The 17,925-nt window shown below is 66.1% G+C and carries 14 protein-coding genes and 1 pseudogene; 11 read left to right on the forward strand and 4 right to left on the reverse strand.

Annotated features, from left to right (window positions below; all coding sequences use genetic code 11):
- Positions 1-35: 35 nt before the first annotated feature.
- Positions 36-1,748 carry a helix-turn-helix transcriptional regulator gene (locus JOF37_RS06890; RefSeq protein ID WP_210006175.1) on the reverse strand — a complete coding sequence of 571 codons (1,713 nt, stop codon included), beginning with the start codon at positions 1,746-1,748 and terminating at the stop codon, positions 36-38.
- A 154-nt stretch (positions 1,749-1,902) separates the two neighbouring features.
- On the opposite strand from JOF37_RS06890, the gene JOF37_RS06895 reads away from it, so the two are divergent.
- The 9 genes from JOF37_RS06895 to JOF37_RS06935 all read left to right on the forward strand — a co-directional run bounded on the left by JOF37_RS06895 (position 1,903) and on the right by JOF37_RS06935 (position 13,514).
- Positions 1,903-2,794 (forward strand): IS5 family transposase gene (locus JOF37_RS06895; RefSeq protein ID WP_372445425.1). Its coding sequence is split into 2 segments (ribosomal slippage): positions 1,903-2,288 and positions 2,287-2,794, totalling 894 coding nucleotides; the frame shifts between segments, so codons are not numbered across the junction.
- A gap of 228 nt (positions 2,795-3,022) precedes the next feature.
- Positions 3,023-4,588, forward strand: a complete 1,566-nt coding sequence (locus JOF37_RS06900; protein WP_210006176.1) for a sugar transferase — start codon at positions 3,023-3,025, stop codon at positions 4,586-4,588.
- 55 nt (positions 4,589-4,643) lie between these two features.
- Positions 4,644-5,780, forward strand: a complete 1,137-nt coding sequence (locus JOF37_RS06905) for a glycosyltransferase (RefSeq protein ID WP_210006177.1) — start codon at positions 4,644-4,646, stop codon at positions 5,778-5,780.
- 5 nt (positions 5,781-5,785) lie between these two features.
- Positions 5,786-8,050, forward strand: a complete 2,265-nt coding sequence (locus JOF37_RS06910; RefSeq protein ID WP_210006178.1) for a glycosyltransferase — start codon at positions 5,786-5,788, stop codon at positions 8,048-8,050.
- Positions 8,051-8,057: 7 nt separating this feature from the next.
- Positions 8,058-9,218 carry a lipopolysaccharide biosynthesis protein gene (locus JOF37_RS06915; protein WP_210006179.1) on the forward strand — a complete coding sequence of 387 codons (1,161 nt, stop codon included), beginning with the start codon at positions 8,058-8,060 and terminating at the stop codon, positions 9,216-9,218.
- A 3-nt stretch (positions 9,219-9,221) separates the two neighbouring features.
- Positions 9,222-10,235, forward strand: coding sequence for a glycosyltransferase family A protein (locus tag JOF37_RS06920; protein WP_271174981.1), 1,014 nt, complete (start codon positions 9,222-9,224; stop codon positions 10,233-10,235).
- A complete protein-coding gene (locus JOF37_RS06925) occupies positions 10,232-11,524 on the forward strand; it encodes an O-antigen ligase family protein (RefSeq protein ID WP_210006180.1) in 1,293 nt (430 codons plus the stop codon). Before JOF37_RS06920 ends, JOF37_RS06925 begins: the two co-directional genes overlap by 4 nt.
- A gap of 333 nt (positions 11,525-11,857) precedes the next feature.
- The gene (locus JOF37_RS15825) at positions 11,858-11,965 is read left to right on the forward strand and encodes a DUF1905 domain-containing protein (RefSeq protein WP_210007705.1); all 108 of its coding nucleotides are present in this window, start codon (positions 11,858-11,860) and stop codon (positions 11,963-11,965) included.
- Between the two features lie 115 nt (positions 11,966-12,080).
- Entirely contained in the window at positions 12,081-13,514 is a 1,434-nt protein-coding gene (locus tag JOF37_RS06935) for an HNH endonuclease signature motif containing protein (RefSeq protein WP_245338114.1), read from the forward strand.
- A gap of 76 nt (positions 13,515-13,590) precedes the next feature.
- Here JOF37_RS06935 and JOF37_RS06940 read toward each other — a convergent pair.
- A pseudogene (locus tag JOF37_RS06940) lies at positions 13,591-14,078 on the reverse strand (SRPBCC family protein).
- A 127-nt stretch (positions 14,079-14,205) separates the two neighbouring features.
- Between JOF37_RS06940 and JOF37_RS06945 the strand changes: the two are divergent.
- On the forward strand, positions 14,206-15,141 hold the full coding sequence (locus JOF37_RS06945; RefSeq protein ID WP_210006181.1) for an aldo/keto reductase: 936 nt from the start codon (positions 14,206-14,208) through the stop codon (positions 15,139-15,141).
- Positions 15,142-15,179: 38 nt separating this feature from the next.
- Here JOF37_RS06945 and JOF37_RS06950 read toward each other — a convergent pair whose 3' ends face one another.
- Complete coding sequence (locus tag JOF37_RS06950) at positions 15,180-16,046, reverse strand: cation-transporting ATPase (protein ID WP_210006182.1); 867 nt, start codon at positions 16,044-16,046, stop codon at positions 15,180-15,182.
- A 47-nt stretch (positions 16,047-16,093) separates the two neighbouring features.
- A complete protein-coding gene (locus JOF37_RS06955) occupies positions 16,094-17,587 on the reverse strand; it encodes a protein adenylyltransferase SelO (protein WP_210006183.1) in 1,494 nt (497 codons plus the stop codon).
- Between the two features lie 140 nt (positions 17,588-17,727).
- On the opposite strand from JOF37_RS06955, the gene JOF37_RS06960 reads away from it, so the two are divergent.
- A complete protein-coding gene (locus JOF37_RS06960; protein ID WP_210006184.1) occupies positions 17,728-17,877 on the forward strand; it encodes a hypothetical protein in 150 nt (49 codons plus the stop codon).
- Positions 17,878-17,925: the final 48 nt, after the last annotated feature.

Consider the following 17,925-nt stretch of genomic DNA (forward strand, 5'->3'; position numbering starts at 1 on the left):
AGAGATGACTCGACGCTCCATCTCTGCCTCCCAGGTCAGGGACGGATGCCGAGCACCCGGGCGATCTCGCGACGCGTCGAGACCCCGAGGCGACGCATGATGTTGGCGACGTGGTAGTCGACGGTGCGCTTCGACAGGTGCAGCAGGCCCGCGATCTCGCCGCTCGTATACCCCTGCCCGACAGCGTCGGCGACGATCCGCTGCTGATCGGTCAGGCGGGCTGCGGGGTCTTCGCCCTGCGATCCGCGCACCACCTCGGTCGTCGCCGCGGCCACCGCTTCGTCGTATCGGCGCGCGAGCCCGCCAGCGCCGAGCTCCGTCAGCTCGGCGCTGGCGTCTTCGTAGACGACGAGCGCGCGCCGCGGGTCGGGCCGGCCGTGCGCGCCGAACAGGCTGTAGTGGATGCCGGCGACCACCCGCACCCAGGCGCGCCCGAGGGGGTCGTTGTCGAGCGAGAGCAGTCCGAGGGCTCGGTCGACGGCGCGGGTGGCCTCGGCGTAGCGCCCCTCATGCTCGGCGAGGATCGACACGAACGCCCAGCGGTACGCGCTCTCGTCCGCCCCGGGCTGCGCCGACCAGGCGAGCACGCCGCTGCGGAACTCGTAGATGCGCCCGAGGTGCCACGAGGCCAGCAGGTTCAGCATCAGCCATTCGTCGGGGCGGTACGGATGCCGGTACCCGGGCTCGGCGGCATCGTCGAGGGCTCGTCGCAGGGCCGGCCAGTCGCTCAGCGAGATCGCCGACATGATGCGCGCGTGGGTGAGCACCATCTGCGCGAGGAACGTCGGGGTGTCGCGGCACAGCAGCGCGACGCGGTCGAGCACGGGCCGGCTCGCGTCGAAGTCGCCGCGCAGGGCGAGCAGCAGTCCGTGCACCGCGAGCGCTTGCGGCTCGAGCCAGTCGTGTTCGATCGCTCCGGCAGGGGCGGATGTCCCGCGCACCGCTTCCGCGGCCTCGCGCCACCGACCCTGCCGGATACGGACGAGTGCGAGCTCGACCTCGGCGTGCAGGCGGACGCCTCGCCGCCATGCGGGAGCAAGCCGCGCGCCCCGCACGAGGTTGAGCGCCGCTTCCCCCAGCCGGCCCGAGACGTGTTCGACGCTTCCGAGGCTCACGAGTGCGAGCGCGTGGACGGGCGAGAGGTTGTTGCTCAGCCGAAGAGGAGCGAGGGTTTCGACGAGCGCGCGATGTGCGGCATCGCCCGCGCCCGTGTGCAGCTCCACCACCGCATCGACGCCCAGCAGGTCGTAGGGCACGTACTCGGGCGGTACGCGGCCGTCGACCTCGGATGCCGCAGCGATGACGGCACGCGCGGCGTCGATGCACCGACGCGCCCGCACCCACCAGCCGGCCCCGGCGCAGGCACTGGCCAGGTACGCGAGCAGAAGGGGCAGCAGCATCCCCTCGTCGTCGAGCGGATCGGCCGGCGGGTCGCCCGGCGCGGACGGGGCGGCATCGGCGGCTGCGAGGGCAATGATGCGTGTCACGGCGCCGTCGAGGTTTCCGTCCGCGATCTGCAGCATCGCGAGCACGCCCTCGCGGGGCACACTCGTCGGCAGCGCGGCGACGGCCTCGCGATGCGGGGCGAGCAGATCGGCGCGATATCCCCGCAGCGCGATCGAGCACGCCAGCGCGAGGGCGTCGGAGTCACCGGCAGCGTGCGCGGCGAGCGCCGCGTCGACAGCGGGCTCGGTCTCCCGACGCCGCCACGCCTCCCGGGCCTCGTCGAGGAGGGGGTGTGCTGGCATCCGCCGCCCTTCTGTCGGCGTTCAGTCTGTCAGGTAAGGCGGTGGTCCCGAATGCGTAGCAAGACGCGAGCGCTCGGCCGGATGCTCCGTACGCGCTACCCCTAGGGCGTGTTGATCAAGAGGTTCAGGCTCAGGATCGGCGAGTCTCGATGGTGTGACGCGTCAGGAGATCTCGGATGAGGTGTGGGCTGTTCTGGAGCCGCTGATGCCGGTGCCGGTCGGCAGGTCGCGGCCGTGGACGGATCATCGTCTCGCGGTCGAGGGCATGGCCTGGAAGTACCGCACGGGGGCGCCCTGGCGGGATGTGCCGGAGCGGTTCGGGAAGTGGAACTCGATCTACAAGCGGTTCGCGCGCTGGGCCGAGGACGGCACCTGGGAGAAGCTGCTCGCCGAGGTGCAGAAGCAGTCGGACGCGGCGGGCAAGCTCGACTGGGTGGTGTCGATCGACTCGACGATCGCGCGCGTGCACCAGCACGGCGCGACCCTCAGCCGCGACACAGGGGGCTGTGTCGAATCACAAGAATCCGCGGGAAGAGCCGCCTGATCACGGGATCGGCCGCTCCCGTGGCGGGTTGACGAGCAAGGTGCATCTCGTCTGCGACGGGCGTGGACGTCCGCTGAGCTGGGTGATCACCGGCGCGAACATCAACGACACCACGATGATGACCGCCACACTCGAGCAGATCCACGTCCCTCGAGCTGTCGGCCGTCCGAGGCGGCGCCCGGATCGGGTGCTCGCCGACAAGGGCTACCCGTCGAAGAAGAACAGGGCGTGGCTGCGGGAGCGGAAGATCGCCGCGACGATCCCGGAACGCGACGACCAGATCGCGCACCGCCGCAGGAAGCCTGGCCGGCCCATCGACTTCGGGGAAGCCCAGCAGGAGCGCTACAAGGGACGCAACGTCGTCGAGCGCTGCTTCAACAAACTCAAGCAATGGCGCGGCATCGCGATGCGCTCAGACAAGACAGCCCGCTCCTACCGCGCCGCGATAGCCCTCGCCGCCACGCTGATCTGGATCAAGACCGACTTAATCCACACGGCCTAGTACGAAATACGAGTGCCGCCCGAACACCGCCCCGCGCGGGATGCCGCCTGACCGGGTATTTTCGCGTCTTGTCCCCCAGATGGCGGACATCGCTGACACCAGTGGCAGAGCTACCATCGGCGAGGGGGAAGAGAGTGACGTTCGGCGATCCCTACGTCACATATCGGACACATCTGGCAGGTATTCTCTCCCCGCACCAACCCCAGACCAGCAGTGAGGGAGGACGTCATGCCGTACGACTTCTCCGCTGCGACCACGTGGCCGGCGACCGCGTCCCGCGAACCAGCCGACCCCCCGATCCCCGCGCCGCCCCAGCGCCCGGTGACATCCTCGTCGCCCACGGCGTTCCGCGGTCCGCGCGACTGGCGCCGCCGCTATGCCACTCTGCTGCGGGTCACCGACCTGCTCGTCCTCGTGTGGGTCGTCTACGGAACGCAGATCGCCTGGTTCGGGTTCGGCAATGCCCAGGTGGCGATCCGCGAGGACTCGCGCATCACCGACATCTCCTACTGGCTCTTTTCCGCCGGCCTCATCACCGTGTGGATGTGGACGCTCAGCCTCGCCGACACCCGAGACCATCGAATCATCGGCGCTGGGGCCGAGGAGTACGCGCGTATCGCGCGGGCGAGCCTGTCGCTGTTCGGCGTCATCGCGATCATCGCCTTCCTCACGCGCGTCGACGTCGCGCGAGGGTTCCTCCTCCTCAGCCTTCCGATCGGCGTGGGTCTCCTACTGCTCTCGCGCTGGCTGTGCCGCCAGTGGCTCGTCGCGAAGCGCTCGACCGGCGAGTACTCGGCGCGGGTGCTTCTCGTCGGGTCGGAGGCATCCGTCACGCACCTCGCCCGCGAACTGCAGCGCATGCCCGGCTCGGGCTATCGCGTCGTCGGCGCATGCGTGCCGTCGGGTCGCGTCGCCGGCTCCGTTCACGGAACGAGCATCCCGATCATGGGCAGCGTGGATGCCGTGCCGCAGGCACTCGCCGCGACGGATGCCGACACCGTCGCCGTCACGAGCACCGACGAGCTGCCGCCCGACAAGGTGAAGCAGATCTCGTGGGGCCTCGAGGCCGGCCGCCAGCATCTCGTGCTCGCTCCGAGCATCGTTGACATCGCGGGCCCGCGCATTCAGACGCGCCCCGTCGCCGGCGTGCCGCTGATGCACGTCGAGACTCCTCGGTTCAGTCGCGGCCAGCTGTTCCTGAAGCGCACCGTCGACATCGTCGCCAGCACCGCGGGCGTCATCGTGCTGAGCCCGCTTCTGGTGTTCCTCGCCATCACCGTGCGCTTGTCGAGCCAGGGGCCGGTGTTCTTCCGACAGAAGCGCATCGGCCTGCGCGGCCGCGAGTTCACGATGCTGAAGTTCCGCTCGATGGTCGTCGACGCCGAGGACATGCTCGAGCAGCTTGCCAAACAGCAACGCGACTCGGGCAACGAGGTTTTGTTCAAGATGAAGAACGACCCCCGCGTGACGCCCGTCGGCCGGGTGATGCGGAAGTACAGCCTCGACGAGCTGCCCCAGCTGTTCAACGTCATCGGCGGTTCCATGTCACTCGTCGGCCCACGCCCGCCCCTCCCGTCCGAGGTCGAGCGATACGCGGCCCACGTGCACCGTCGCTTCCTCGTGAAGCCCGGCATCACGGGCCTGTGGCAGGTGAGCGGCCGGTCCAGCCTGTCGTGGGAAGAGTCGGTGCGGCTCGACCTGTCGTACGTTGAGAACTGGTCGCTCCTCACCGACGTAGTGATCGTTGCAAAGACAGCTAGGGCTGCGATCGCGCCCGGTGAGACCGCACACTGAGATTGACGACCAGCGATGCCCTCAAGCAACGCCCGCCAGCACCTGAGGAGACACCATGACCGGCATCATCATCCACGAGTGGATAGAGCGATCAGGCGGCGCAGAGCGAGTGGTCGATGCGTTCACAGCGCAGTTTCCCGACGCGCCAGTATTCACGCTTTGGAGCGACGTCTCGGGCCGATATGACAACGAAGTCATCGAATCCTGGATCTCACGGACACCGTTGCGGCAGCGAAAGGCGCTCGCCCTCCCGTTCATGCTTCCGACCTGGCGCCTCCTTCGCGCAATCGACGAGCCGGAATGGGCGCTCATTAGTTCCCACCTGTTTGCGCATCATGCACGTCATCCTCGATTCCCCGACGTGCCGAAGATGGTTTATGCCCATACGCCGGCCCGCTACATCTGGGAGCCTGAGCGCGATTCACGAGGAGCGGGGCCCCTAGCGCGCGCAGCCTCTCGAGCATTACGCCCCATCGATCGCAGACGGGCACGGGAGGCGACAGCGATCGCAGTCAACAGCGAATTCACTCGACACCGAACGGAACGGGCGTGGAACCGAGACGCCGAAGTGATTTATCCCCCAGTCGACACCGCACGGCTTGTGAGCGGCGGCGATTGGAGCTCGCACCTCTCCGCGCGAGAAGAAGACATCATACGCCGTCTTCCCGAGACCTACCTACTGGGCGCGTCGCGAATGGTTCCTTACAAGAGACTCGACCTGGTGATTGCGGCGGCGGAAGCGAATGACCTGCCCGTAGTCCTCGCCGGCGCGGGGCCCGATCGCGGCCGTCTCGCGTCTATCGCTGAGGGAGCGCACGTGAACACCTTGATAATCGACAATCCGAGTGATGCCCTGCTATATACGTTGATCCAGCGTGCTTTGGTGTTCATCTTTCCAGCGATAGAGGATTTCGGGATATTGCCAGTCGAAGCAATGACGCTTGGAACCCCCGTCGTCACCGCAACGTACGGCGGCGCGGCCGAGTCGGTGCAGTCCGTAGGTGGCGGCTCGCATCTTGAGGGCGTCTCGCCAGAGAACTTTCGTTCCGCTTTGCAAGCAGCCCTAAGCGTCAATACTGAGGCACTACCTGAGCGCTGTTCCGTTTTCTCCGTCGATCGCTTTCAGCGGGACATTGACTCGTGGTTTGAGCGAAACTCCGTTCCTGTCCCGTCCATACGAAACGAGCACTGACGTCCATGACTAGGCAGGCAACGCGCGTCGCGATCCTCATCCTTGGAACCGCCGACTGGAATCAACAGATAGCAACCAATCAGCACTACATGACCCGAGAGCTAGCAGCTATCGACGGCGCTCGTGTTTGGTTCACCGAATCGTTGGGACTCCGAAAACCAGAACTGCGTGTTCGTGACATGAGGCGCGTCGCGCACCGCGTGTTCGGCAAAAGCCGGGGCGGCAGCACCGGCGAACGTCGCCCCGTACCGGACAACGTCCATATCATTTCACCCTTGGTCGCACCATACCACGGCATCAGCACCGCAACTATAAACAGACTGCTCCTCTCACGGTCGGTACGTGAATGGCTACGCAGTCCCGGAGAAAAGGTTCTCTGGTCCTACTCGCCGGTGACGTACGGACTCGAGAAGTATGCAGATGTCAGCTATTACCATTGCGTTGACCTTCTCGATACTATTCCAGGGATCGATGCCGGGGTCATCCGCCGCAACGAGGCTCGTCTCGCCAGTCATCGACACGTCCGAGCAATCGCATCCAGTGATGTGGTCAAGAAGCATCTTGAATCGAGAGGCTTTATCGACCCCGTACTCTGGGAGAATGTTGCAGATGTTTCCAGGTTTGGTACACCTGCGGAACCGGACGTAGCGGCCGGTGAGGCTCGCATTATCTTCGCCGGGAACCTGGCGCCTAATAAGGTGAACTTTGAACTGCTGACTCAGCTCGCCGAGCGTGGTTTGCACGTTTCTTTAGCGGGCCCCCTTGCTGAGGGAGGCGGCGATGTGGCAAACCAGATGGATCGTCTGCTGGCCAGTGGTTGCAGGTATTTAGGATCGCTCAGCATCGACGAGCTATCTGATGCTCTCGCCGCCTCTTCGATCGGCCTAATACCCTACTTGCAGAATGACTACACACGTGGCGTCAGCCCACTGAAGACATTCGAATACCTGGCCTCCGGCTTGCAGGTTGTTGCTACTCCCATACCCGGCGTCCACGCTTCGGAGCGCGACGTCGTTGTCGTTGAACCAGCTCGTTTCGTCGACACAGTTATGCGCTTGGCGTCCGCGAACAGAACGCTCGCTGACGTACAGCGCCGCCGGCAGATTGCGGAACAGCATAGCTGGCACCAACGAGGAGCGGACGCGAGAGCCTTGGTCCGCGGTGACCTCGAACGACGACGAAATACCACGAGGGTGGCAGTCGTTGCTCACGCCGATGTCTGGGGAGGCGCTGAACGATACCTATGTGAACTATATTCTCGCCTCGGCGACACGGTTCAAACGGAACTCGTGGGCGCGATCCCGAACTGGCCCCCTAGCGCTGGTCCGACCGCCGACGCGAGGTTGAGCGCGAAATGGTCGCGGAAGAGCATGCTCCTCGCGCTCCCTCGCGCTCCTCGGGAGCTTAGACGTGTGGAACGTATGGTGGCCGCGTGGGCGCCCGACGTGATTCACATGCAGTACAAACGGGAACAGATCGTATTCACGCGGCGGTTGTCGAGGATAGCGCCTGTTATCTGGACCGAGCACGGAACCCTCCCCCAGAGATCCCTTGCTGCCCGTGCGCTAATGGCGCTTTACCGTGCCGCATCCTCGCACGCATCGGCCATCATCTGCGTATCCAGCGAAGTCGCGCACAGCGTGACCTCGGTGACACGACATTCGCGAGTGACGGTCGTCGAGAACGCCATCGACTCGAGGGCGTTCGCACCGGCGTCCGCGCAACAGCGGGAGGCAGCACGTGAGGTCTTGGGTATCGATCAGGAGGTTCCTCTCGCTCTCTGGGTTGCGCGACTTCATCCCGGCAAACTGCCGGAACTCGCAGTGCGCATCGGCCGGCACTGGCATGGGGTGACCATCATCGCGGGCGATGGGCCTTCCCGCTCTGAGATCGAGGCGGCCGCTAGGACCTCACCTCGAGTCCGCGTCGTCGGCCATGTAGCCGATACTCGAGAGCTTTATGCGGCCGCAGATCTGATGATGTTCACCTCTGCTGGAAGGGGTGAGGGCTACCCGACGACAACCATTCTGGAAGCGTCGGCCATGGATCTTCCGATCATCACTCATAGGTCCTCAGGCGCGGGAGACGTCGTGGAGGCGGTCGACGGCGGGGTGGTGGAGGAAGCTGACGACATCACCTCGTGGCTCACAGGTATGGACGAGGTGCGTAGTCGGTCGTCGAGTGCACGGCGTGCGGAATGGGTAGCTCAACACTCCACGGACCAATGGACTTTGCGTCACGCCGACATCATCGCTGAAGTTCGCAAATGAGCCTCGGGTGAGGGATCTGGTTTACCGAGTCGGTGTCCGTATCGTCGCCGCACTGATGCAAGCTACCAGCCTAGTGTTGCTCGCCCGCCTGCTCGGGGCGAACACCTTCGGACTCTTCACGGTGTGGTACTCTGTCGCTCTTCTGGTATGCGCGACTCTTGGATTCGGCGCCTCCGCTCGGGTGCTGCGTCTCTCCGCGCCCGACGAGCCGATCTACTTACGCGCCTCCCTCGCGACTACCCGCCTAATCAGCGTGGCGATCGTGCTCGCTGTAATGGCAGCAATCGGCTCGATACTTGGCGCCCCTGCATTGTTGCTGGCCTCCGCCACTATTCTTGCGGTCGGTGAATTCACTTCGGAGTTCATGCAGGCTCTCTATGCGGGAGCATCACGCCAGACAGCTTCTCTCGGGATCATCGCATTGTCACGGCTGACGACACTGAGCGCGGTTGTCGCGGCCGGCGCTACGCTCGCAGCACCACTGATCGCGGTCCTGATAGCTTCCTCCGCCCTATCGCTTCTGATGCTCACACTCATCGGCGCAAAGGCGGTGGGTACGAGACGGCTTGCATACGTAATGCAGACTTCTCGCGGGTTCTGGTTCGCCTCGATGGTCGGGAACCTGCGAAATGTGGAGCCACCGCTCCTCGCCAGCGTGGCAACGCCCGCGGTGGCTGGCGGCTTCGCCACCGTGTCCAGATTGACTAACCCACTACTAATCGTTACAAGTTCTATGCAAGCAGTGTTCTTGCCACCACTCAGCGCCGCCGCCGAAAACGTTCTCGAGTTCCGTCGACAGTTCCGCAAGTTGATGCTCGTCGGATCTGCATATGGCCTTACGCTGATGACGCTCTCGCCTTTAGGGGCATGGCTGTTGATCACGACTTTGGGGCCAGATTATGAGTTCCTCTTGCCGGTCGCGATCGGCGTCATAGCCGCGACCGGCTTCTCGTCCATCTCGAATGTGTATCAGATTGGGCTATACGCTTTAGGAAAACCGTCACCAGTCGGGTGGATCGTAGGGTTGACCTCGCTGGCGGGGCTTCCTGTCCTCGCTATTGTTGGTTCGGTGGCCGAGGCGAGTTTCTGGCTTGGGGCCGTTCCGATAGGCGTGCAAGTCGCTCAGCTCGTCGCGAGCAGGGCCGTGTTCAAACGTTTGGAAGGCTGATTCGTGTTCCACAACCGCTCATCCGACGAGAACGCTGACCTCGTTGCACCTATGCTGTCAATCGTTGTTCCAGCGTATAACCTAACTGTTCCGATCCAGCAGTGCTTGCGTTCGATATCGATCAGCGGCCACGGCGAGGAGCGCTTCGAGGTTGTCGTCGTCGACGACTGCTCGACAGACGATACGGCCGAACGCGCAAGACAGCTAATCGCTGAACTGCGGCTCCCGGGTATCGTGCGTAGCACATCCATCAATAGCGGGGTAGGAGAGGCCCGCAAGCTGGGGGCGCAGCTCGCTCGGGGGCGTTGCATATGGTTTGTGGACGGAGACGATGTGGTGACGCGTCCCGCTGTAGCGACCGCCCTCGCAATGGCCGCGCAGCTGCGCGACCATGAGTTCGGGTACTTCTTCCAATTTGAGCGGCTGGACGACATCGGCAACCCAATGGCGGGGGTGCGGTTCCGTCCCGGCAAGCTTCGTGACAATGAGGACGTGATCGTGTCGTACCTCAGAGGAACCATGTCGCAGCTGATGTGGGACAAGATCCTGCCGCGTCACGAGATACTTCCGCACTTGTCGTCGCGGAGAACGCGAGAAGAAGCGCAAACGATGGCAACTTACCTCCCCACAGTGCGAAGAGTGCGCACGTCACCGATCGCGGCTTACGGCTATCGGCAGCGCCGGGGCTCGCTCACCAACGCCGCGCACTACACCGCAACCGTGCTCTCGTCGCAGGCCCAGAAGCGTGAAGAGCTCGAGATATTGGTTGCGAACAGCGCGTCGCCGCGAGTCAAACGCGCCGAACGGGCATTTTGGTCGCGTAATGCTGTGAGCGATGCACTCACTCTCGCACGAATCAAGGGCTCCGTTTCGCAGCGCGACGCAACCTATCGGTGGCGCGATCTGATTGCATTTAGTCGAAGCGCCGCGAGCGGAAAGTCAGTCCTGCTCGCGGGATCTCTTAAATTGTCGCCTCGCTTGTTCAACCTCGTCATGAGGAAGGTGCGACCCCAATGACACCTGTACGCGCCCGCGCTCACGCGACACCCCCCTGGCGCGACCTCGCATTGGCAGCAGTTCTTGCCAGCCTCATAGCGATCCGCATCCCCGGCCCGGGTACGCCGCTGCTTTTTGCCTTTGGGCTTTTATGTATCGCATTCCTAGGCCCGTTGATCGCCAGCCGCCGAGAGTATCAACCCTGGATTCTTCTATTCCTCGCTGGAGTCGGAGGTGCCAGCGTCGCAATCATCGTGAACGGTGCCGCCGTATCTAGCATTCCAACGTCTCAACCCTTTCGTCTACTTGTCTACACGGGGGCGCTCGTCGCATGGAAGACGATCTGGCGTTGCACCTGGCAAAGCATGACGGCCGGCATAGCAATCGGCATCGGTGCACTTTGGCTGCAGACAGCGAACACAGGTTCGCCAGAAGCGACTTGGAAGTACGCTCTCGCGTTCCCCGTGTGTCTGATGGTACTTCTGTTCGTCGACAGCACGAAAAGGGGTAGCCTATTGGCGGGTTTCTGCGTGGCAACGCTTGCAATCACCGCACTTTTCTTCGCTCACAGGACGATGGCGCTGATCCTGATTGCCGCCTTGGTGATCTGGTCGGTTGCGCGCCGCAGGCAGCAGCTGTCTCGCACCGCGCTCTTTCTGTGCGCCGGCGCCTTCCTAGCCATCGCCCAAGTGCTGATATCGAGCGTGCCTCAACTCGCGGAAGACGGTGCCCTGGGCGCCACATTGCAACGCTCATTCGCGCAGAATCAAGAGCGGTCATCGAATGTGATCTTGGGTGGCCGGTCAGAACTCCCAGTCTCTCTATCCGCTGCCCTAGAGAGTCCTGTCCTCGGATCTGGTATGACGCCCCAAGCAGACACGGATATCCTGAATCGAGCGACCGGGTTTGCTCAGGAGCTCGGTGTCGCAGTCAATGACGCGACGCTGCGCACATGGATAAACCCGTCATCTGGTGCGGTTAGCGCTCACTCCGCCATCATGGAGTTCTGGATCGTGGGCGGCGCCCTGGGATTGATCGTCGGCATCGTCATGGTGATAGCTTTTGCGCGCGCACTACGCCCGAATCGTTCACTCATAACCGGCAGCTTGGGGTTCACTTTTCTCCTTACGTGCTCGCTTTGGGATCTCTTCTTCTCCCCCTATCTGACGGGCCGTGACCTAGTTCTCGCGTTCGCTGTATGCCTCGTAGGCGCCTCAGTCTCACAAGATAGAAAAGCGGAATCAGAGCCTCGAGCGAGCGGTCCTGATTTCCCCACGCCGCACGAGCCGCTTCGTAGTACATTCGTCTGAGCAATGTCTTTTCGACCTTGACAACCTACGTTCGCGACGGTGTGGGGCTCAAAACGTCGACGAAGTGCTCAAGCGGAGTCGCTCACGCTTGCGCGGGGGGGCGGGGGCAGGTCGCGCGGGTACCGGGCCCTCACACCCCGATCACGCGGGGACTCGGGCCAAGCCTTCCGTTGAGCTGACGATCAACCCTCGCACCCATTCACGCCTCACTGCCGCCCGAATTGTGCGTATCGCGCTCCCCTGCGTCACGTATGCCAGAGAAGACGTGAACCCGCCTCACCTGTGCATCCCAGACATCTTGAGCTCGAATCCGCCGCGCGGCACGTCGGCGCGATGGTGACCGGCACTGGCGGGCACATGGTGTCGCTCAACGCGAAGGTACGGAGGGCGCTCGGCAAAGACATCGGTGACGTGGTCGACGTCGTCACTGCCCCGCGCTAGCGGCTCCCCGGCCTCCGGGCGAAGTCGCTCCTCCCCCTCCGCCACCGACGACGACTTATCCCCATTCGTTCTGATCTTCGACCTGAGTGTCGTACCCACTTGGCAAAATGGGAACATGCAGACGACAGGCGATGAGTTCGACGACCGGGATGCCGCGTCGTTCGAGTCACCGTACGCGAGCATCATCGACCGGCTGACTGCGGCCGATGACGTCCTGCATGCCGCACAGATCGAGTTGACCCGGGTGCTCGCCGATGCGGGTCGAGCGGCGTTGCAGCGCGCAGCGCAGACCACGACCCGCCCGCGCGGCATGAACTCCGACATGGAGATGCGGTCGATCGCGGCAGAGGTCGCGGGCCTGCGGCGCTCGCACGATCGTCGCGCGCAAAACGAGATCGACAACGCCCTCACCATCGTCGACGACTACCCCGCGGTGTTTGACGCGTGGCAGGCCCGGCGGGTCACCCGCGAGCACGTCGACCTGGTCGTGCGGATGGGATGCGGTATCGGCGACGACCTACGCCCCGAGTACGAGCAGGCCGCGATCGCGATCTGCGAGCGAGATATCGCATCGCGCGTGCGCGAGCCCCTGCGCAATCTCGCCGCCCGCCTGCGCCCCGAGTCCTTCACCGAGCGCCACCTCACCGCCGCCGCCAAGCGCGGCGTGTGGGTCACCCACGGCGACGACGGCATGTCCGAGCTCGCCGCGACGTTGCCGGTGCTCATCGCCACCGGCATCCACGACCGCCTGACCGCCATGGCCCAGTCCGTCAAAGACGCCCGCCAGAGTGCACCGGCCGACCCGAATGCCACCCACTCGACGGATGCCGCGGGCGAAGCGTTCGGGCTACACGCCTCCGCCGCCGTCGACGCGGGCGACCCCGACCTGCGCACGATGGACCAGCTCCGCGCCGACGCACTCAGCGACCTGCTGCTCGGCGGTGCGCCGGTCGTCGATCCCACCTACGGCACCGACGCTGCCAGCCCGCTCGGGGCGATCCGTGCGCGCGTGCAGGTCGTCGTCACCGCAGACACGCTCACCGGCGTCGACGACGCACCGGCCGAGGCCGCGGGCGCATCGCTCATCGACGCCGACACCGCCCGCGAGGTCGCCGCGCGCAGCGCCACGTGGGACCGCCTCTTCATCGACCCCGTCACCCGCACCCCGGTCGAGACCGACACCTACCGGCCCACCGCCTCGATGCGACGCCTCCTACAAGCCCGCGACCAGCACTGCCGATTCCCCGGATGCCGCCGCGCTGCGATCCGCTGCGAGATCGACCACACCATCGACCACGCCCTCGGCGGCCACACCCACATCTACAACCTCGCCCACCTCTGCCAACGACACCACTCGATGAAGCAATTCACCAACTGGAACGTCCGGCAACTCGGCGGCGGAGTCCTCGAGTGGATCTCACCCCTGGGTCGGGTCTATCGCGAGGACGTTCCCGTTCCGAGCGTGTGCTTCGTCCCCGAGTCGGCCAGCGCACCACCCGGGCAACCAGGCGATTCCGGCGGGCCACCGGACGACCCACCACCCTTCTGACACGCGGCCCCCTCCCGGCCCGCGCCACACATCGAACCCCCTCCGCTGCCCTCTGGCTCGTCCGCACTCCCGGCTCTCACGCCGCCCGAATGCGCTCCGCCTCTGCCAGAACAAGAGGATCCACGCACCCGCGCGCGAAACCGGCAATCCGACGGTCGATGTCACGCTGCAGCAGGAACTGCCCCACGCGCTCCGCGACCGGAGCCAACCACCGAGGACGACACGTGAAGTTGTATCGCCACACCGCCAGCGTGCTCGACGCATCGCCCTCGACCGCGGTGAACCGCCAGCCGCCACCCATCCGCTCGAAGAACCACGACCCGCGCGTCATCTTCATCCCGACGTTCGACGGCGGGATGTACGAGACGTACTCGCTCTCCATCCGCAGACCGAACCGCTGCACCGTGAACGTCCGCACACCCTTCGCCGGCCGGTCCGCGTCGATCAGGTGCTGCGGCGGATGAACGGATCCCACCGCTTCCGCGCCTCGCCCTGCGTCTGCGACACCGCGAACGCCACCTCGACGGGAACAGGAACGACGCAACGCGACTCGACGACGGGCACGCGCCCATCGTGGCACGGACCGCCCGCGATCGAGCGGCCCCGCCCCCTCGCGACTGCCGCAATACTGAGAACGAACCCGGCACCGGAACATCCCGGCACCGACCCCGCCCTGAGTCAACGGAGAATCATGCGCCACGTCCCCCTCGGTCGAAGCAACATTCAGGTCCCCAATGTCGTCGCCGGCATGATGCGCATCGAAGAGCTCTCCGATGCCGACATCCGCGCCCTCTACGACAGCTCGCGCGCGGTGGGCGTCGACTTCTTCGACCACGCCGACATCTACGGCTCGACCCGCCACGCCTGCGAGCGACGCTTCACCGAAGCGCTCAACCTCTCGGCATCCGAGCGCGACGAGATCACCCTGCAGACCAAGACCGGCATCATGACCGACGAGTGGCACTTCGACCACTCCTACGAGCACATCGTCGCCTCGGCCGAGGAGTCGCTCGAAGCGCTCGGCACCGACCGCATCGACATCCTGCTGCTCCACCGCCCCGACGCTCTCGTCGAGCCCGACGAGGTCGCCCGCGCGTTCGACCACCTCGAGTCATCCGGCAAGGTCCGCGCCTTCGGCGTCTCGAACCACACGCCCCGCCAGATCGACCTGCTCAAGACGGCGGTGACGCAGCCGCTCGTCGCCAACCAGGTGCAGCTGTCGATCACGCACTCGACGATCATCGCGCAGGGCCTCGCCTCGAACATGGCCGGCGAAGACGACTCCATCACCCGCGACGGCGGCGGCCTGGTCGACTACTCGCGCATCAACGGCATCACCCTCCAGGCCTGGTCGCCCTTCCAGAAGGGCTTCTTCGACGGGGTCATCTTCGGCGCCGAGGAGTATCCCGAGCTCAACGCCAAGCTCGACGAGCTCGCCGCGAAGTACGGCGTCACGCCCACGGCGATCGCCACCGCCTGGATCACCCGCCACCCCGCCGGCATGCAGGTGGTGCTCGGCACCACGAACCCGCAGCGCGTCGCGGATGCCGCCGAGGGCAGCGACATCCCGCTCACCCGCGCCGAGTGGTACGGACTCATCCAGGCCGCCGGCGACAAGGTGCCCTGAGCCCCGCCGCCCCCTCCCGCGGGAGGGGGCACCCGCGGTCAGCGCCCGAACAGGTCGCCCAGGTTCGGCAGCTCGAAGTTCGACAGCTGCTCACCGAAGCCCGACACGTGATCGGCGGCGCCCGACACCTGCTCGCCCAGCCCACCGGTCAGCGCCTCAGCGTCGAAGCCCGACACCAGGGTCTCGGGATCGATGCCCGACGCGATCGCATCGAAGTCGACCAGGCCCGCGGCCTGCTCGAGCAGCGGCGCCGCGACGGCGCTGACCACGGCACCACCCGCGACCGCGGCCAGCAGCCCGCCCGCCGCAGCGACGCCGACACCCGCACCCACACCGGCGAGCGCACCAGACCGCGCGCCGCCGCCGGCACCGCCGCCGATGCCCCGCACGCGCGCGAGCACGCCGCGCAGCGAACCCGGCCGCATCATCTCCGCGCGCGTCGCCGCACGAGCGAGGTGCTCGGGCTCCGCCGAGCGAGGTCGTTCATGCGGCGGAAGGCCGCTCGACAGCCGCTGCTCGACCTCGGCACGCTGCGCCGACGTCAGCTGCGCGAACGCGTCGCGATGGATCTGCTCGAGCCGCGTCGGGTCCGCCGTCTTCACGAGGTAGTCGTATCGGGCGATCGCCGCGCGATCCGCGTCCGTCAGCCCACCCCCGGCCGCAGCGCGAGCGCCCGAAGCGGGCGGAGTCAGCCCCACCGGCCCCCGCGCCGGCGCACTGGTCCCGGCGCCCACCCCTGCCCCGGCCCCCGGCCGACCCGCGTCACGCGCATCACCGGTCAACGCATCCGCAGCGCTGCGCACGACCGACCGCCAGTCCGACCCGCTCGCGCCAGCCGAACCGGAACCGTTCTTGTCGCCGAGCGCCTTCGAGGCCATACCGATCAGACGATTGAGCTTGCTCATCCCAGCACGCTAAGCGGGCAGCTGATGAGACCTCTGAGAACCGCGTGTCAGGTCCCGCAGAAAGTCCGGTACCCGGCGATGAAGTCCGCCGTCGCGGGCTCGGCATACCGCTGCGCCCCCGACCGCTCGGTGAACGGCGTCGACAGCACGATCGTCAGCCAGCGCAGCGGCTCGAGATCACCGGATGTCGCCGCCGCCAGCGCCTCTTCCACGAGGTGGTTCCGCGGAACGTAGATCGGGTTTGCGGCATCCATCACCTCGGCATCCGGCCCGAACGACCGCCACCGCTCGACCCACGCCCCGAGCGCGTCCGACGCGCCCACCGCGAGCTCGAGCGTCGCCGCATCACCGCGCGCGGCGCTCGAGAGCGCCCGGAACGACGACGTGTAATCCGCACGAGTGCGCGCCAGCAGATCGTGGAACTCACCGGCGAGCGCCTCGACGTCCTCATCAGCGACCCCCACCGCAGAACCGTCCGCACCGACGAGCCCGAGCTTGCGCCGCATCCCCGCCGCACGCGCCTCGGCGAACAGCGGCCGGAACGTCGCCAGCGCCTCCTGCGCCAGCTCGACGGCACGCTCCAGCTCGTCGTCGAACAGCGGCAGCATCGCCTCGGCGAGACGCGCGAGGTTCCATTCCGCGATGTACGGCTGATTGCCGTACGCGTACCGTCCCTGCAGGTCGATCGAGCTGAACACGGTCGCCGGGTCGTACGCATCCATGAACGCGCACGGCCCGTAGTCGATCGTCTCGCCCGACAGCGTCATGTTGTCGGTGTTCATCACGCCATGCACGAACCCGACGAGCATCCACCGCGCCACGAGATCCGCCTGCGCCGCGACCACCGCGCGGAACAGCCCGAGCGCCGGCACCGCGTCGTCCGCCACCTCCGGGTGATGCCGCGCGATCGCGTAGTCGACCACCGCACGCAGCAGCTCGATGTCACCCGTCGCACGAGCGAACTCCACACTCCCCACCCGCAGGTGGCTCGCGGCGACCCGCGCGAGCACCGCACCCGGCAGCGCAGACTCGCGCTGCACCTCGCGCCCCGTCGCGACGACGGCGAGCGACCGCGTCGTCGGAATCCCCAGCGCGTGCATCGCCTCGCTCATCAGGTACTCGCGCAGCATCGGCCCCACCGCGGCCAGCCCGTCGCCCGCACGAGCGAACGGCGTCGGACCCGACCCCTTCAGGTGCAGGTCGCGCAGCGAACCGTCCGGCGCCCGCAGCTCACCGAGCAGCAGCGCACGACCGTCACCAAGCCGCGGCGAGAAACCGCCGAACTGGTGCCCCGAGTACGCCTGCGCCACCGGCGTCGCGCCCGGCGGCACCGCGACCCCGACGAGCGTCCGCACGCCGAGCTCGCTCCGCAGAAACGCCACGTCGAGCCCGAGCTCCTCGGCAAGCGACTCGTTCAGCACGAGCAGCCGCGGATCTGGCGCTGCATCCGCCGGCCACCGCACCGCCATGCTCGGCAGCGCATCGGCGAACTCGTGCGACAGCGAAAGCGAAGGCGACGTCGAAAGCGCAGGCTCGGACATGCATCGAGGCTACGCGCGTGCCGAACGCCGGGGGCCGGATGCCGCAACACGGCGCATCCCGGATCACCTACAGTGGGCGGTGAGTTCCAGGACACACCGCCGTGAGCACCTGGGACTTTCGCATTTTGAAGGGGGACAGCATGATGGCCAGTCGTCGACGCCGCCGCCGTCGCGTGAACGCAGCACCCACTCGCCCACCGGGATCCAGCCCTCGCTGGGTCTACGTCGGCCTCGCGCTCGTCGCACTCGGCGCGATCGCCCTCGCCGCCGCGGCGCTCCTCACCCGCTGATCACACACCCGCTCATCACGCCCGCGGTCGCGATTCGCACCCGCGTTT

It is taken from the genome of Microbacterium imperiale, from assembly GCF_017876655.1.
Classification (GTDB): Bacteria; Actinomycetota; Actinomycetes; order Actinomycetales; family Microbacteriaceae; genus Microbacterium; species Microbacterium imperiale.

Excerpts from the sequence above, each read along its gene's own strand:
- JOF37_RS06905 (WP_210006177.1), top strand. The coding sequence starts at position 4,644 with ATGACCGGCATCATCATCCACGAGTGGATAGAGCGATCAGGCGGCGCA.
- JOF37_RS15825 (WP_210007705.1), top strand. The coding sequence starts at position 11,858 with ATGGTGACCGGCACTGGCGGGCACATGGTGTCGCTCAACGCGAAGGTA.
- JOF37_RS06925 (WP_210006180.1), top strand. The coding sequence starts at position 10,232 with ATGACACCTGTACGCGCCCGCGCTCACGCGACACCCCCCTGGCGCGAC.
- JOF37_RS06935 (WP_245338114.1), top strand. The coding sequence starts at position 12,081 with ATGCAGACGACAGGCGATGAGTTCGACGACCGGGATGCCGCGTCGTTC.
- JOF37_RS06950 (WP_210006182.1), bottom strand. The coding sequence starts at position 16,046 with ATGAGCAAGCTCAATCGTCTGATCGGTATGGCCTCGAAGGCGCTCGGC.
- JOF37_RS06960 (WP_210006184.1), top strand. The coding sequence starts at position 17,728 with ATGATGGCCAGTCGTCGACGCCGCCGCCGTCGCGTGAACGCAGCACCC.
- JOF37_RS06900 (WP_210006176.1), top strand. The coding sequence starts at position 3,023 with ATGCCGTACGACTTCTCCGCTGCGACCACGTGGCCGGCGACCGCGTCC.
- JOF37_RS06955 (WP_210006183.1), bottom strand. The coding sequence starts at position 17,587 with ATGTCCGAGCCTGCGCTTTCGACGTCGCCTTCGCTTTCGCTGTCGCAC.
- JOF37_RS06890 (WP_210006175.1), bottom strand. The coding sequence starts at position 1,748 with ATGCCAGCACACCCCCTCCTCGACGAGGCCCGGGAGGCGTGGCGGCGT.
- JOF37_RS06910 (WP_210006178.1), top strand. The coding sequence starts at position 5,786 with ATGACTAGGCAGGCAACGCGCGTCGCGATCCTCATCCTTGGAACCGCC.
- JOF37_RS06945 (WP_210006181.1), top strand. The coding sequence starts at position 14,206 with ATGCGCCACGTCCCCCTCGGTCGAAGCAACATTCAGGTCCCCAATGTC.